13 protein-coding genes are annotated in these 15,796 nt (G+C 70.4%); all 13 read right to left on the minus strand.

Going from position 1 to position 15,796, the window contains the following annotated elements; translation table 11 throughout:
• Nucleotides 1-113 precede the first annotated feature (113 nt).
• Nucleotides 114-2,006, minus strand: coding sequence for a hypothetical protein (locus OG510_RS08295; RefSeq protein WP_406136127.1), 1,893 nt, complete (start codon nucleotides 2,004-2,006; stop codon nucleotides 114-116).
• Between the two features lie 385 nt (nucleotides 2,007-2,391).
• On the minus strand, nucleotides 2,392-3,651 hold the full coding sequence (locus OG510_RS08300) for a lactonase family protein (protein ID WP_406136128.1): 1,260 nt from the start codon (nucleotides 3,649-3,651) through the stop codon (nucleotides 2,392-2,394).
• Between the two features lie 59 nt (nucleotides 3,652-3,710).
• Nucleotides 3,711-4,577, minus strand: coding sequence for an ABC transporter permease (locus tag OG510_RS08305; RefSeq protein WP_406136129.1), 867 nt, complete (start codon nucleotides 4,575-4,577; stop codon nucleotides 3,711-3,713).
• A 32-nt stretch (nucleotides 4,578-4,609) separates the two neighbouring features.
• Nucleotides 4,610-5,647, minus strand: coding sequence for an ABC transporter substrate-binding protein (locus OG510_RS08310; RefSeq protein ID WP_406136130.1), 1,038 nt, complete (start codon nucleotides 5,645-5,647; stop codon nucleotides 4,610-4,612).
• Between the two features lie 14 nt (nucleotides 5,648-5,661).
• Nucleotides 5,662-7,251 (minus strand): carboxylesterase/lipase family protein, encoded by a 1,590-nt coding sequence (locus tag OG510_RS08315; protein ID WP_406136131.1) that lies wholly within the window; start codon nucleotides 7,249-7,251, stop codon nucleotides 5,662-5,664.
• 26 nt (nucleotides 7,252-7,277) lie between these two features.
• Entirely contained in the window at nucleotides 7,278-7,970 is a 693-nt protein-coding gene (locus OG510_RS08320; RefSeq protein WP_406136132.1) for a GntR family transcriptional regulator, read from the minus strand.
• Nucleotides 7,971-8,037: 67 nt separating this feature from the next.
• Nucleotides 8,038-8,898 (minus strand): amidohydrolase family protein, encoded by an 861-nt coding sequence (locus tag OG510_RS08325; protein ID WP_406136133.1) that lies wholly within the window; start codon nucleotides 8,896-8,898, stop codon nucleotides 8,038-8,040.
• 43 nt (nucleotides 8,899-8,941) lie between these two features.
• Nucleotides 8,942-9,925 (minus strand): ABC transporter substrate-binding protein, encoded by a 984-nt coding sequence (locus OG510_RS08330; RefSeq protein ID WP_406136134.1) that lies wholly within the window; start codon nucleotides 9,923-9,925, stop codon nucleotides 8,942-8,944.
• A gap of 52 nt (nucleotides 9,926-9,977) precedes the next feature.
• Nucleotides 9,978-10,856, minus strand: coding sequence for a hypothetical protein (locus OG510_RS08335; RefSeq protein ID WP_406136135.1), 879 nt, complete (start codon nucleotides 10,854-10,856; stop codon nucleotides 9,978-9,980).
• 70 nt (nucleotides 10,857-10,926) lie between these two features.
• Entirely contained in the window at nucleotides 10,927-12,105 is a 1,179-nt protein-coding gene (locus OG510_RS08340; protein WP_406136136.1) for a DUF3500 domain-containing protein, read from the minus strand.
• A complete protein-coding gene (locus OG510_RS08345) occupies nucleotides 12,105-13,022 on the minus strand; it encodes an ABC transporter substrate-binding protein (RefSeq protein WP_406136137.1) in 918 nt (305 codons plus the stop codon). The genes OG510_RS08340 and OG510_RS08345 overlap by 1 nt, the downstream gene beginning before the upstream one ends.
• 5 nt (nucleotides 13,023-13,027) lie before the next feature.
• Nucleotides 13,028-14,683 carry a thiamine pyrophosphate-binding protein gene (locus OG510_RS08350; protein ID WP_406136138.1) on the minus strand — a complete coding sequence of 552 codons (1,656 nt, stop codon included), beginning with the start codon at nucleotides 14,681-14,683 and terminating at the stop codon, nucleotides 13,028-13,030.
• Nucleotides 14,680-15,750: an amidohydrolase family protein gene (locus OG510_RS08355; RefSeq protein ID WP_406136139.1), complete on the minus strand. Its 1,071-nt coding sequence runs from the start codon at nucleotides 15,748-15,750 to the stop codon at nucleotides 14,680-14,682. The genes OG510_RS08350 and OG510_RS08355 overlap by 4 nt, the downstream gene beginning before the upstream one ends.
• Nucleotides 15,751-15,796: the final 46 nt, after the last annotated feature.

Consider the following 15,796-nt stretch of genomic DNA (forward strand, 5'->3'; position numbering starts at 1 on the left):
GATCAGGTTGATCCGCCGCCGGCCCGGCCCTCCCCCCTGGCCCCGGCGGACACGCGAAGGGCGGCCGAATCCCCTGTCACCGGCTTCGGCCGCCCCTGCGAGTGCCGGTCAGGTCACTTGGACAGGACGTCCTGGGTGAGGAAGAGCGGCATCGAGTCCTCCCACTGGCTGTCGGTCAGCATCTTCTTGTCGGAACCGTCCGCGTTCATGCTGAAGATCTGGCCGTACGGCTGGAAGGTGTCGTCGTACAGCGCGGCCTCCTCCTGGAAGCCGTACATACCGCTGCTGTAGAGAATGCGGCCGTCGTAGTTCCAGACGGCGTGCCCGTCGTTGGCACCGCTGCTCGTGAGGATCTTCAGGCCGCTGCCGTCGGGCTTGATGGTGCAGACGTCGAAGTTGGTCGGGCTCGTCTTGCGGGTGAAGAGGATGAGCTTGCCGTCCCAGGACCAGTCGGGCAGGTTGTCGGACTCGGTGGTGAGGACCGTCGTCGCGCCGGTGTCGAGGTCGAGGACGCGCAGGCCCATCTCCTGGCCCCACACGCGGTAGACGATCCGCTTGCCGTCCTGCGAACAGCTGGGGAAGCCGGAGTTGACCGTGCCGTCCGTGAGCACCTCGTGCGAGGAGCCGTCGCTGGGCACCCGCACGAGCACGGCACCACTCGTCGCACGGGTCTGGAACCAGCCGCCCACACCGAACACGATCCACTTGCCGTCGTGCGACCAGGCGGGCCGGAAGGCACCGGCCAGCCCCTGCGCCACCATCACCGGGTCGAGGCCCGCCGTGGAGCTGTCGAAGACGACCTTCTGGTCCGAACCGTCCGGGCGCATGGTGACGATCGAGGACGTGCCGACCTGCTTGTCCGTGATCGCGAGGCGCCCGTCCTTGGACAGCGCGGGGAAGACGTCGCAGAAGCGGTAGTCCCAGTCCGGGTCCCAGCTGTGGAGCGGCGCGTCGAGGGCGCGCGTCGTGTAGTCGAGCTTCTCGTAGATCACCGACGTCCCGTCCGGCGACCAGACCGGAGAGCGCAGCGTCCGCTTGACGGCCGGACGCGTATCGGAGACATAGGCCAGACCCTCGTCGGCGCCGCCCTTGACGAGGTAACCGATCTCCGTCGCGGTCACGTACTGGGGCGCCACCTTCAGGTTGGGGCCCGAGGTGTGCTCGACGCGGGCGCCGGTCGCCACGTCGACCGAGACGATCTGGGATTCCACGGTCCCGATGTCCTCCGGGCGGTGGGCGCCCCAGGTGCCTTCGACGGTGATCTCGTAGAAGACGATCCGGGAGCCGTCCGGCGACCACTTCGGCGAGCCGAGGCAGTACCCGTCCCGGGTCGCGACCTGGCGGAAGCCGGTGCCGTCCGGCCGTACCACGTAGATGCTCAGCTCCTGCGTGTGCTCCCAGCCGGTGCCGTTGCCGTGCCCGCGCCAGGCGGTGTTGCGGTCGCTGGAGAAGGCGATCCACCGGCCGTCCGGCGACCAGGAGGGCCGGAAGTGCCCGTCCGGGCTCGCGGGGTCACCGGCGAGTGCCGCCGTGCCGGTCAGGTCGGTCAGCTTCTCCGTGGCGAGGTCGAGCAGCCAGATCTGCGTCCTGTGGTCCCCGCTCGTGGAGACGAAGGCCGCCTTGGTGCCGTCGGGCGACGGCACGGCCCAGTCGTTCATCGCCGGGCCGGAAACCAGGGACTTGACGCCCGAGCCGTCCGTACCGGCCCGGTAGAGGCAGGAGTTGCCGTCGCCCGTCCGCTCCGACGTGAAGAACACCGAAGCGCCGTCGGCGGAGAAGGCCGCGTGGTAGTCGAACCCCGCGTTCTGCAGCAGCACGCGCTCGTTGGAGCCGTCGGCGTCGGCGAGGTACAGGGTGGACGAGGACGGACCGATTCGGTTCATCAGCATCACCCCCTTCTTGCCGGCGGCGGCCGCCGCCACGGCGAACGGCCTGGGCAGCAGCGCTGCGCCGGCGACGGCTGCCCCTGCGGTGAGGAACGCTCGACGCTTCATGTCAGGTGACATCGCTGTTCGGGTCCTTTCGTCGGCGACGGACGTACGACCGCCCGGGAGACCGCCCAGGACACCGCCCGGGAGATCCACCGCGCACCGGGTGAAGGGCAGTTGTGTGGGGGAGGAGGCTCTACCGGCTGCGGCTCAGCACGGTTCCCAGGAGGTGCCTCGGTTCGCGGGTCACATGCATCCGTCGCATGGATTGTCGAACAAGTTCGGCGTGACCGTAACACCAGGGGAATCCCCCCACAAGGGATCCCGCACAAACACGGTGCGCACATCGACACACAGTCACGGGCCGGTATTTTGTTGTCCGACAATCAAACGGGAGTTGAGGGCCGTAGCTCCTCAACTCCCGATGTGAAACAGGGTTGTTCGGTCCGGCGGAGTCACATGGTCAGAGGCGGGTGGGGCCCGCCGCGCCCCGCGAGGCACGGACCGCGACGCAGTCGGGATGGGGGACGGCCACGGAGGTGCCCGTGTCCGTGAGGCGCCCGGACCCCGGGTCCACCCGGAAGAGGTCGACCGTGCTGCTCGCCTCGTTCGCCACGAACAGCCAGCGCCCGCCGGGGTGCAGCGAGAAGCTCCACGGGGTGACGCCGCCGCAGGGCAGGCGCTGCGCCTCGGTGAGCAGGCCGGTGCCGGGGTCGGCCGAGAAGACGACCAGGGTGTTGTCACCGCGGTTGGAGGTGTAGACATGACGGCCGTCCCGGCTGATCGCCAGTTCGGCGCCGCTCGTGGCGCCGGTGTGGTCCGGCGCGTTGGTCGTCACGAGCCCGCGGGGCGTCAGGACGCCGGTCCTGGCATCCCATCCCAGGATCTGGATGTCGGCGGTGAGTTCATTGAGCAGATAGACCGTCCGCCCGCCCGGGTGGAACACCAGACGCCGCGGGCCCGACCCCGGAGCCGTCACCCAGGAGCCGCGGCCCGCGGGCGTTCGGGCGGACAGCCGGTGCGAGGCCCGGTCGTGGTCGCGGACGAACACCCGGTCGGCGCCGAAGTCCGCGACCAGCGCGAACCTGCGGCTCGGGTCGATGACCACATGGTGCGTATGCGGCCCGTCCTGACGCGGATTCGGCCCTGACCCGGTGTCCTGCACGCTGGAGGCCACGGCACCGAGCCCGCCGTCCCGCCCGGCCGGCACGGTCGCCGCGCAGCCGGTCGCGAAGTCGGCGACCAGCAGGGTGTCCGCGTCCGCGTTCAGCCCGATGTACGACAGGCCGCCGCTGCCGCCGGGGACCGCCTCCGTCGCGATCTCGCCGGTCCGGCTGAGGGCACCCGACGCGTCGTCGATACGGAAGGTACGGACGAGCCCGCCCTGTTCGCCGCCTGCGACGTACAGGACAGGGCGGTCCGGGTGCGCCGCGACCCAGTTCGAGCTGACCTCCGCCACGGCCCCGAGGGAGGCCATGGTGCCGTGGACGGGGTCGAACCGGACGGCATGCACCTGGTTCTGGCCCCAGGTGCCGATGTAGAGCAAGTCACCGTGCCGGTCCGGGGCGGTGGACGCGGCGGCGGTGGCGGCGGAGAGCAGTGGCAGGGCGGTCGCGGCCGACGCCGTGGCCGCCGCGAGCACCGCCCGGCGGGAGGGCCGCCCGGACGGCGGCGACCCCACTCCCCGGCCGGCGGACGGTGAGGTGCGCGGGAGTTCGTTCATCGGTGGGACTGTCCTTTCCCGTTGTGGGGGCCTGTGCGCCCGTCCTGCGGCGGCGCGGCTCAGCCCTTGGGCTGTGGGCGGCGGCGGGCCGCGAGGCCGAGCCGTTTCAGGGCGTACGAGTCCAGCGCGGTCAGCACACCGTTGAGGGCGAGCGTCAGCACGACGAGGACGATGAGACCGGCGAACTCGGCGGCCGCGTCGAGGTTCTGGGCCGCGGTGAACAGCTCGTGCCCCACGCCTTCGGACGAGGCGATGAACTCACCGCCGATCACACCGAGGATGGCCAGCGGACCGCCCGTCTTGAGCGCGGCGAAGAAGGGGGCGGCGAGCGTCGGAATCGTCACGTAGCCCAGGACGTGGTGCCTGCGCCCGCCCATCACCTGGACGACTTCGACGAGTTCGCGTTCACGCAGCCGCAGCCCGAGATAGATGTTGTAGAAGACCACGAAGGCGACACCGGTCATCGCGATGGTGATCTTCGACCAGGGGCCGATACCGAAGAACAGCAGGAAAAGCGGGGCGAGTGCGATCTTCGGGATGCCGTTGACGGCCGCGACGAGCGGTTCGAGCACCCGCCCCAGGAGCGGGAAGGAGCCCAGCACCAGGCCCATCACCGTCCCCGCGACGACGCCGAGACCGAAGCCCGCCAGCACCTCGGTTGCGGTGACCTTGATGTCGGTCCACCCGGAGGCCGAACCGAACATCTTGATGAGCGCGTCGTAGACGTCGGTGGGCTTGCTGACCGCGTACTCGGGTACGACGGGACCGCTCATCACCTGCCACAGGACGAGGGCGGCCACGATCACCAGGACGCGCAGGGCGATGACACTGGTCGTGCTCTGCCAGCCCGCGTACTTCTTCTTCGCGGGCCGCCCGGACGTGTCGGGCTCGGGCTTGGTCACTGCTTTGTCGGTGACGATCGCCATGGTCTGCTCCCTTCCGGTTGAGTTCGGACGTGTCACGGCAGGTACTTGTTGGTCCAGTCGCCGGACGACACGCTCGCGTCCGGCACGGCGCCGATGCCGTTCTTCACGAAGGCGACGGTCTTCTGCCATCCGGCGGCGTCCTGCGCGGCGCTCCGGGGCCAGTCCACCTGCTTGACCGCGGCGCTCAGTACGTCGTCGGGCACACCCGGCAGGGTCTTGCGCGCCGCGCCCAGGACGTTCTTGTCATCGGCTTGGTGCGTCCTGAGGTAGGCGGTGGCCTGCTGGACGGCGGTGGCGAACCCCTTCACCGTGGTGGGGTCGGACTTCGCGTAGCTCTGCTTCACGGCCACGACCTGGCCGTATCCGGCGTCCGCGTAGGACCACTGGGGGACCTTGAGCGGATCGGCCACCACAATGCCGTCGCCCTCGTGCTGGACCTGCAGCGGTATCGGCTCGGATGTGATGAACCAGTCGACCTCGCCCTTGGTGAGGGCGGCCTTGTCGGCTGCCGGGCTCGGCAGGGAGACCCACTTCAGGCCGTCCGGGGCGACGCCGTGCGCCTTGAGGAAGATGCCTGCCTCGGCCTTGGTGTTGGCGGAGCTGGCGCCCGCCGTCGAGCCGGCCAGCGCCTTGGCCACCTTGTCCGCCGGGCTGGTCGCGGTCAGGCCGTGTTTCTTCGCGAACCTGGTACTGACGACCACGCCGAGCGGGTTGCCTCCTCCGTTGGTGGCGACCGACAGCTCCGGCAGCCCCTTGGAGAGTCCTGCCAGATAGCTGGTCGGGCTGGAGTTGAGGAACTGCACCGAACCCGACTGCAGGGCCGATGTGCCCGTCGCGGCGGTCAGCGTCACGTACTTGATCTTGATGTTCTGCTTGGCGAAGTAGCCGTTCTCCTCCGCCAGGCGTATGGACAGGTCGAAGACATTGCCGCTCACTCCCACCGAGACGGTGGTCTTGCCGTCAGAACCGACCGACGGCGAGCCGTCGTTGCCGCAGGCGGTCATCAGCGGGGCGGCGAGCACCGCGGAGGCGGACAGTGCGATGAAGGGGCGGTTCCTGCGGTACTTCATGGGAACTCCTTTGTTCACCAGGGCTGTTGGGTGGAGAAGAATCGGATCCAGAAGTCGGTGTGCGCCCGGTCCGCGACCGGGACGGGTCCGAAGGCCGCGCCGATCTCCATGACGCTGCCGGCGTCCGCCGAGAAGGCGGGCCAGTGGGGCAGACCGGCGCCGTTGGGGTCACCGGTGGCGACGAAGTTGACCCAGTAGGCGGAGAGGGTCCGCGCGATCTCGTGGTCCGTCCCGGTCCACGCCCCGGTGCCGCCCGCCGGGTTGCCGAAGACGTAATCGATCTCGGAGCCGTGGGATGCGCGCCGGGGGCCCGCGTCGGCGGCCGTCGTGCGGTGGGTCCAGAAGTAGGTGTGCAGCCTGCCGGTGGCCCGGCGTGTCCAGTCGGTGCCCCACAGCCAGGTGGAGATACGGGAGTTGTCGCGTGCCGCACTGCTGCTCGCGCGGGCCGCCTCGTCGTCCGTGCGGGCCGGGTAGAGCCGCAGGAATTCCTCGGCGAGAGGCCCGAACTTCCGCCCGGCCGCCGCGATGTGCTGGTCGAGCGTCACGTTCACCGGAGGCGATCCGGGCCTGACCGTACGCCGCCCGGTGCGCAGGGCCGCAACCATGCTCTGCGGGACGGCCCCGCTCTCGTCGAGGTTGTTCCCGGTGAGGTAGTCGACGTCGTTCTGCAGGCCCTTGGTGTACGTCTCGTCGTAGCCTGCGGGGATCGCCCACCCGTCGACGACGGGACGGAACAGCGGCGGCCCCGACGCACCGCCGGTCTCGACGGCCGTGTCCAGCGGATGGTGCCCGTCGACCAGCTTGCGCCAGTGCAGGGACCGCAGCTCGCCGATGGTGCGCGCGCCGTGTTCCCGGGTGTACCGGTCCCCCGCGGCCTCGGCGTCGGCCGACAGACGGTAGGAGGTGGACAGATAGCGGAGTTCGGGATCGCGTGCGTATCTGGCATGGCTCTGCGCGATCGCACGGCGGAACAGCCCCTTCGCCTGCGGGGACAGCGCGAGGAAGTTGACCGCGCCGGCGCCCGCCGACTGGCCGGCGACGGTGACCCGGCCCGCGTCGCCGCCGAAGCGCGTGATGTTGTCGCGCACCCAGCGCAGGGCGGCGACGCAGTCGAGCAGCCCGTAGTTCCCGGACGCGCCGTGTTCCGACTCCTCGCTCAGCTCCGGTGTGGCGAGGAAACCGAAGGCGCCGAGACGGTAGTTGAAGGTGACGACGACGAGGCCCTGGTCCGCCAGCTTCTCGCCGTCGTAACGGGGATGTGCCCCCGTGCCCTCGCGGAAGCCGCCGCCGTAGATCCACACCAGGACCGGGCGGAGTTCGGCGGAGGAGGGCGCGCCCGTCCAGATGTTGAGGCTCAGGCAGTCCTCGCTCATCGGCACGTCGACGCCGGTCGCGGCCGCCTCCGTCGGCGCCTGGGGGCACATCGGGCCGAACCGGTCGGCCCTGCGGACCCCCTCCCAGCGCGGCGGCGGCTGCGGCGGCCGCCACCTCAGATCGCCGACGGGCGGGGCCGCGTAGGGGATGCCGCGGAAGACGGTGACGGAACGGTTCCGGCACGGTATGCCCTCGACGGGCCCTGCTTCCGTGTCCACGGTGTGACGCATGGGGTCCTTCCGGCCCCGGCGCCGTGTCAGGTGACCGGCGTCACCGGGGACTTGTCCAACAGCAGCGCCCTGCGGGCGGAGCCGACGTGATGGCGCATCGCCGCGAGGGCGGCGTCGGGGTTGCGGGTGACGATGGCGAGAAAGATGACCTGGTGTTCCTCCAGCGACCCGGTGCGCGGGTGCTGTGCGGAGAGATTGCGGTACTGGCGCATCACCAGGGGGTAGAGCAGCGTGTCGTAGGCGCGGGCGAGTGTCGTCTGGTGCGCGGCGTGCTTGATCTGCTGGTGGAAACGGCGGTTGCCCCGGGAGTAGGAGTCCTCGTCCCCGCGGGACCGCGCCTCCTCCATCTCCTGGAGGGTTCGGCGCATGTCCTCGATCTCCTCCTCGGTGGCCCGCTCCGCCGCCTTGCCCGCGAGGGCCGACTCCAGCGTTTCGCGGGCCTCCAGGATGTCCGCCGCCTCCTCCGGGGAGAAGCTCCTCGTCCGTACCCCGCGATTGACCTCGCTGGTGACGTAGCCCTCCTGCGTCAGCCGCACCAGAGCGCTGCGCATGGTACTGCGCGAGACGTTGAACATCCTGGTCAGGTCCGCCTCGGTCAACCGCGTGCCGGGTTCGATGCTCCCCGACAGCAGCAGTGCGCGAAGACCCTCGTACGCCTGGCTGTAGCGGGTGCCCGGCGCCTTCGCCCCCGGCTCCGCACCGATGCTGTCGCTGTCCACCTTGGCCGCCTTTGCCTTCTGTAGGGATGAGATCCGAGGCGGGAACCCTAGCCGACGGCATGTTCCATCAGCTCCCGTATCCGCCCAAAGACGGGTACAGACGCCGGGCCGTTCCCGCGAAGATCTCCTGCCGGTCCCGCTCCGGCAGCCCCGCGAGGACCTTCCGGGCGAGGCCGAGGAGTTCCGGCAGGGTCTGCTCGGCCGCCGGGCAGTTCGACCCCCAGGCGATCCGCTCCGCCCCGAACGCCCCGACGACCGGGTCGAGGAAGTCACCGGCGCGCTCTCCGGCGTCCAGCAGCCGTTCGAGATTGCGGTGGGTGAGCTTGAGGTGCAGGCCCGGGTGGGCCGCGAGTGCCGCGACCTCGGCGCCCGCGCGGGCGGGCGACGCTTCGATGTCGGGGTAGCCGATGTGATCGAGGAGCACCTGCACGCCGGGGAACCGCTCCAGGAGTTCCACCAGCTGCCCGGTGGCCGGCCCGAGCCGCATCTGGAGGCAGACCGGCAGACCGAGTTCCCCGGCCTGCTCCCAGAAGGGGAAGGTCTCCGGGGCGACGAACCACTCCCCCTGTGTGGGCACGGTACTGCCGCTGGTGAACAGCCGCACACCGGCCAGGCCGCCCTCGCCGACCGCGGCCCTGAGCTCGGCGGCAGCCTCCGGGCGCAGCGGGTCGACCGTGCCGACCGCGACGAAGCGCTCCGGCCGGTGCCGGCTGCTGTCGAGTACGTACGAGTTGTCGTAGCCGTAGTGCGTGGTGGCCTGGACCAGGACGGCCTGGCCGATGCCGGTCTCGTCCATGCGGCTGACCATGCCTTCGGCGGTCACCGGCCGGGTCGCGGCCCACTTCGACTGCTTGCCCCCGAGCGGGGCCTCGGGGTAGCCGGTCCGGTCTTCGGAGATGATGTGGCAGTGTGCGTCGACGATGTCCACGTGTGGTGCTCCTTTGCCTCGGGTGTGTTCTGTACGGGCCGGCTCAGGCGTCCGGGTAGTCGCCAGCGGCGAACAGCGAACGCAGACCGGCGGGGAAGTCCGCGTCGAGCAGGCCCTGGTCCTTGGCGAACCGCACCATCGCGTTGAGGCTGGGCTCGTTGGCCTTGATGCCGTACGGGACGGGGTCGCCACCGATGGCGCTCGCCTGACGGGACAGCCGGGGCACCGCCGACCACCCGGGCCGGGCCGCGAGGTGCCGGCGCTTGCTCTCCGCGAACGCGGCGTACAGCTTGGCCGGCAGGCCCGGGTCGCGCTCCACCAGCTCGGAGCGGACGGAGATCAGCGAGTGCAGGGGGTAGACGCCGGTCCGCAGGTAATGGTCGGCGGCGAGGGTGCCGGCCTCGGGGAAGAGCGGGTAGGGGCTGCCGTCGCTCCCGGGCTCCGGCTCGGCGGCCGCCGTCCAGCCGTCCTTGGGCGCGCCCGCCCGCCCCGTTCCGGCGTTGCCGGTCAGCGCGGCGTCGATCTCTCCTGCGTGCAGCAGCTCGCCCAGCGAGCGGCCGTCGGTGACGCGCTCGACATTGGCCGGGGCGCGGCCCTCGATGTGGTCGTCGTCGTCCACCACCCAGGTGATCTTGTCGATGTCCACCCCGTACTCGTCGCGCAGCACGCCACGCACCCATACGCCGGTGCTCACCGAGTAGGCGCGCACGCCGACCCGGCGTCCCTCCAGGTCGCGCGGCACACGGATGCCCGAGTCCTTGGCGCACTGCACATCGCCGTGGTGGAAGCGCCGGTTGAGGAACACCGGGACCGCGGTGAGGGGAATGCCCTCCTGGCGTGCCATCAGGTACGAGACCGGTGCCAGTTCGCACACGTCGAACTCCAGGTCCCTGATCATCCGCCGGTAGGCGCCGATGACCGGCTTGACCTCCACCGGCTCGACCAGATAACCGTCCAGCTCGACGTCACCGTCCAGCAGTGGCCGCGCGTGCGGGAACTCGCCGAGAACCACTGTGAGCTTGTCCATGCCCTGTCCTTTGCTGTGTCTGATTCTGATCCGGCCGGCCGTGCCGCGGTCTTCAGCCGCCGAGGCGGGCCGCCGGTACGCCGAGCGCCGCGCAGGTCCGCTCGACGAGTTCGTCGTAGTCCACGGCGCGCGGGATCACGTCCTGCTCCAGGGCGTAGGCGGCCGCCTTGGTGAACGCGGCGCGCAGCCCTTCGAACCCCACCGGGTGCCGGGCCACCGGCCCGCTCTCCTCCGTGGCGGTGAGCACCGCCCGCATCGCGTCGTACGCGGCGAGGACGGCGGCCGGGTGTTCCGCCGCGGCTGCCTCGGACACCCCGACCACATGGTTGACGGGGATGAACCCCTGGGCCTGCGACCACTGTTCGGCGACCTCATGGGCGTGGTCGACGGCGGTGCGGATGCGGTCGTCGGACGGCAGTTCGTTGCCCATGATCCCGAAGTCGACCCGGCCCTCCATGAAGTCCGCGGGCAGCTTGGCCCCCTTCGGTGCCCGCGTCACCCAGGACGGGTCGTCGGCGCCCCTGACGTGGTGGCCCTCGTACGTGGTCCAGGCCACCTTGCGCAGGTCGACGCCGTACTGCTCGGTGAGGAACCCGCGCACCCACACGCCGGTCGTCTGGCTCCAGGCGCGGACTCCGACGCTGTGCCCCTCCACATCGGCGACCGACAGCTTGCCGAGGGTCACCAGGGTCTGGTGCTGGTGGCGTCCGAGGGTGGTCACGGGCAGCAGAAGCACGGGCTTGCCGTGGGCGACGGCCTGCAGGACGGTCACGATGGCCAGTTCGCACAGGTCCACGTCCGACTCGTTCACAAAACCGCGGGACGCCCTGTGCACCGGCTTGACATCGACCCGCTCAGGGTCCGAACCCGCTTCGCCGGCGGCCGCCAGCGCGGCTGCCGCGAGATCGTCCCGGCCGAGCACCAACTTCATTTCTCTCTCCTCTGTGTCGCAGGACCTCAAGAACTCAGGGACTGGGGAAGCCCCAGGAACCGGCGGAGCCTCAGGGCTTCCGGCCGGGGTGTGCCGTACGCGGCCCGTGGTGCCGCTCGTGGTGCTGACGCAGCAGGTCGACGCCGAAGTCGTTGCCGTTGGGGGTGCGGACGATGGTGTGGATGTGCCGGCGTGAGGGGTAGTCGTTGTCGAAGAGCACCCCGGCCATGTGCTCGAACTCGATGAGGATCACCGGGCTGTGCAGGCGGTAGTAGAAGGTGCCGTCCGGGTCCCCGGCCCAGCCGAAGCGGGTGTCCCCCTCGTGGGCCAGCACCTCCGCCATACGCGTCCGAGCGTGCTGGTCACCGGCCCGGTTCACGTACAGGCCGAGGAGCTGGAGCGCGGTCTCCCGCTGGCCCGAGGACATCTCGGCGAGCCGCAGCCCCTGGTGGTCGAGCTCCCAGTTGTCCCGGAAGGCTCCGACGAGCAGTTCCTGCGGCATCGTGTCCGCGATGACGGCTCGCTCCCGCTGTCGTCCGTCGAGCCGGGTGAACAGCTCGTGGCCGAGCGCCTCCTCGCCCCGGAAGGCCACGGTCCCCGCGTACTTCCCGGACCCGGCGATCACCGGCTCCGCGCCGAGGAAGGAGGGGGTGAGGACCATCTGGTCCCCGACGAAGACGCAGTTGATGTTGACGTGGTGGCCGTCCAGCTGCCAGCCCCACGGGCCGCCGTTCTCCGGCTCGCCGTAGAGGGAGAACCAGTACAGCCACTCGTTGAGCCCGTGTGTGTTGTCGCTCAGCTCGCCGATGGTGAGGTTGAGACGCATCAGGTCGACGGTCTGGCGGTACCCGTCCGCGCTGAGGCTCTCCCGGATGATGGCGAGGGCACGTTCACGTCCGGCGTCGTCGAGGTCCTCCAGCAATATGCCGTGGCGCAGGAAGTACCGGGCGCCGTTGTTCCAGTGGCGCCAGCTCACGTCGTCCATCGGGAAGCGGCCGTCGGCGAGCTGTCGCTCCGTCAGACCGGCCAGGTAGTCCTCCGCCGCCCGGTGCACCCTGGCGACGTCCGCGCCCGTGTCGCGCAGCGGGAACAGTCCGGGCCGGATGCCGTCCGACGTGGCCACCCCGCGGAACGGTTCGTTGGCCGCCTTCACCCGCCAGGCGACCTTGTCGAGCAGGTCGGGTGTCCAGATCTCCGGCTCGCGCGTGGGCGGGTTGCCCCGCTTGCGCAGCCCTACCGGCTCTCTCATCACTGCTCCTCCTGGAGGAAGGCCGTCTTCCGCTCGATCTCCGCGACATCCACCGGTTCCCCGATGAGGCTCTGCTCCAGGGCGTACCGTCCGGCGATCTCCACACAGGCGGTCAGCGATGTGCTCCACCCGGCCGCGACCGCACGCCCCGCGGGTGAGTCGTCACGCTCGCCCGCGGTGTCGGCGATGGCCTTCCGCAGGGCCCGGTAGAAGGCGAGCACGGCGTCGGGACGGGTGCGCAGGACGTCGTCGCGTACCACCAGCAGATGGTTCGCCGGGATCGTTCCGTGTCGCCGCGCCCATGCCAGGCCGGCGTTCTCGGCGTCCGCCACGAGCGGGACAAGGCCGGCGCCCTGTCCGCCGATCGCCTTCGGGCCCAGCACCGCGGCGGAGACGTCGTGGGAGCGCAGCAGGTCCACGACCCGCCCGGCCTGCGACCGTTCCACGTACGGAGGGTTGACGTACTGGGCGACATGGACGTCCTCGGTGGTCACCCAGGTGACGTCGGACGACCTGACCCCGTACTCCTCCCGCAGCCAGCCCCGCACCCACAGCCCGGTGGTCTGGCCGTACGCGCGGACGCCCACGCGCCGGCCGGCGAGATCCCCGGGGGTGGTCTCCGGGGAGTCCGGCAGCCGGGTCAGGGAGCGGTGGTGGGTGCCTCCCACCAGCACCACGGGCAGCAGCGTCACCGGGACGCCGGCGTCCCGGGCCTGGAGGTAGGTGGCCATCGGCATCTCGCAGATGTCGTAGGCCAGTTCGCGGACCATCCGGGCGAAGGCCGGGGGCAGCGGGGCGGACTCCGGGTACCGGCAGTCCACGCCGTCCACCGGGATGGTCCCGTCCTTCAGCGGCCGGGTGTGCGGGTAGTTGCCCAGCAGTACGTTCAGCGCTGTCGCCGGCCGGGTCCCGCTCACGCCGCTCACACGTCCTCGCCGTACTGGATACGGCGGTACGGGGTACTGAGCACCGCACGGGTGATGCGGACGTCGATCACGGTGGGCCTGGGGGCCCGTGCGTACTCCGCCAGGGCGTCACGCAGCTCCTGCGGGGTGCGGACGGTGGCACCGCCGCCGCCGAGTGCCCGGGCGACCGTGCCCAGTTCGGGTGTGGAGATGGTCGCCAGCTCCGGGTCGAGTCCCTTCGCCTTCGCCTTGTGGTACTCGGCGCCGAGGCCCTGGTCGTTCATCACGACGACCAGCAGGGGGATGTCGTACCGGCACGCCGTCTCGAACTCCGACAGGTGCATGATGAAGCTCGCGTCGCCCTCGACCACGAAGCCGGGCCTGTTGCCCCGCGCGACCATCTGGCCCATGGCGATCAGCGGGGCCTGGCCGATGGCGCCGAACATGCCGTAGTTGGAGAGCACGTCACGGGAGCGCTGGAAGAGCATGGTGCCGAAGTCGGTCTGGTGGCCGCTGCCCAGCACCAGCCCCATCTCGCCCGGGAGTTCGTGGTCGAGGATCCAGATCGCCTCGCGCGGGTCGACGCGTCCCGGCTCGCGGACGTAGTCGGCCGGCTGCTGGGCGCGGGCGCTCAGATGCTGCTGGACCCGGTCGGTGTGGAAGCCCTCCAGCCGGACGGACCGCTCCGCCAGCACCCGCGTCAGCTCGGTGAGGGCGGTGACCGCGTCGGCCTGCAGATAACAGTCCGCCCTCCGGCCGTTGCCCATCACCAGGTGCGGGGCGGTGTCGATCTGGACGTACTTGGCCTCGGGGTAGAGGTAGCCGCTCTCGATCGTGTAGTGGTTCAGGCTGGCGCCCACCGCGATCACGCAGTCGGCCTCCTGGAGCAGTTCCATCGACGTCTTGTCGCCGAACAGCCCCGAAAGACCGACGTGGAACTCGGTGCGGTCGCACAGCCAGTTCTTCGCCTGGAGTGTGGTGGCCAGCAGGGCGCCGGTCCGCTCCTGGAGGGCGAGGATCTCCTCGCCGGAGTCCGCCCCGCGCGCACCGCGCCCCGCGATGATCACCACGCGCTCGGCGTCCTGGATCAGGTCGCAGGCGGCCTCGATCCGCGCCGGGTCCGGCAGCGGCCGTGGCCTCTCGATCAGGGCGGTGGACGGTACGTAGTCCTCGTCGTAGTCGTCCAGATCGGCGACCTGGACGTCGAAGGGCGCGCTGATCATGACCGGCCTGGACTCGGTCCGTGCCAGGTAGAAGGCGTTCCGTACGGCTTCCTGGGCGTTCTCGGGCCGGGTGACCTGGATGAACGCGCACTCGACCGCGGCGGCGAAGCGCCGCTGGTCGAGGTACTGGGTGGCCCCCTCGTCCCCCAGGGGCGTCTCCCCGCAGAAGGCGACCAGCGGGGTGCCCGCCCGGCTCGCGCAGAGCATCGAGGTGGCCAGCTGCGAGACACCGGGGCCGCTGGTCGTGGTGACCACGCCCGGCTGCCCCGACCCGCGGGCCCAGCCGTCCGCCATGCCGAGGCCGGAACCCTCGTGCCGCACCTCGTACAACCGCACCCCGCGGTCGGCGAGTGCCGCCATCCAGTGCATGTTGGCGTCACCCATCATGCCGAAGACATCGCTGGTGCCTTCCTTGACGAACGCGTCGGCCAGCGCTTCGTAGACCTTCACTTCTGGGACTCCTTCACGTTCGCCGCGGCTGTCGCCCGCGCCTTCAGGACGCCGTCGAGCCGGGAGAAGACCCGGAGGGCGTTGCCTCCGTAGACCGCCTGCCGGTCGGTCTCGCTCAGGCTGCCGATGGAGTCGAGGGTGTACTTGGTGTCGTCGAACCGCCGCCCGGTCTCCGGGTCCACGCTGCGGACCGCGCCGATCATCTCCGAGGCGAACAGGACGTTCCCGGCGGGAATGATGTCGAGCAGCAACTCCATGCCGCGCTTGTGGTACACGCAGGTGTCGAAGAAGACATTGCGCAGGACCGACTCCTCCAGCGGCGGCCGGCCGCGGTCCAGCATCATTCCGCGGTAGCGGCCCCAGTGGTACGGGACGGCGCCGCCGCCGTGCGGCAGGATCAGCTTCAGCGTCGGGAAGTCCTTGAACAGGTCCGACTCGCACAGCTGCATGAACGCCGCGGTGTCACCGGCGAGGTAGTGGGCGCAGGTGCCCTGCATCGCCGGGTTCCTCGACATGGCGACATGGATCATCGCGGGTACGTCCAGCTCGGCCATCTTCTCGTAGAGCGGGTAGTACACCCGGTCCGTCAGCGGCGGCGCCTGGTAGTAGCCGTCCGACGGGTCCGGGTTGAGCAGACAGCCGACGAACCCCAACTCCTCGACGCAGCGCTCCAGTTCGGTGACCGAGTTGCGTACGGACGCGGCCAGCTCCTCACCGGGGGACTGCGGGAGCTGGCACACGCCCACGAACCGCTCGGGGAAGAGACCGCACACCCGGGCGATCAGGTCGTTGCTGACCTGCGACCAGTCGAGGCTGGTGCGCGCGTCGCCGTAGTGGTGGGCCATCTTGCCCGCACCCGGCGAGAAGACCGTCAGATCGGTGCCGCGCTCGGTCTGCAGCTTCAGCTGCCCGTTCTCGATGGCGGTACGGATCTCGTCGTCGCTGATGCGCAGTTCGCCGGGCGGGACCCGGGCGCCGGACTCCTCGAAGGCCCGTATCTGCTTGTCCCGCCACTTGCCCAGCGCGGGTGGCGCCGTGGTGAAGTGGCCATGGCTGTCGATGATCATGAATTGCTCCGAAACTCGCGGTGCGGTGGTCGCGCGGTGTACGGCC

It is taken from the genome of Streptomyces sp. NBC_01089 (assembly GCF_045162975.1).
In the GTDB taxonomy this organism is placed as follows: Bacteria; Actinomycetota; Actinomycetes; order Streptomycetales; family Streptomycetaceae; genus Streptomyces.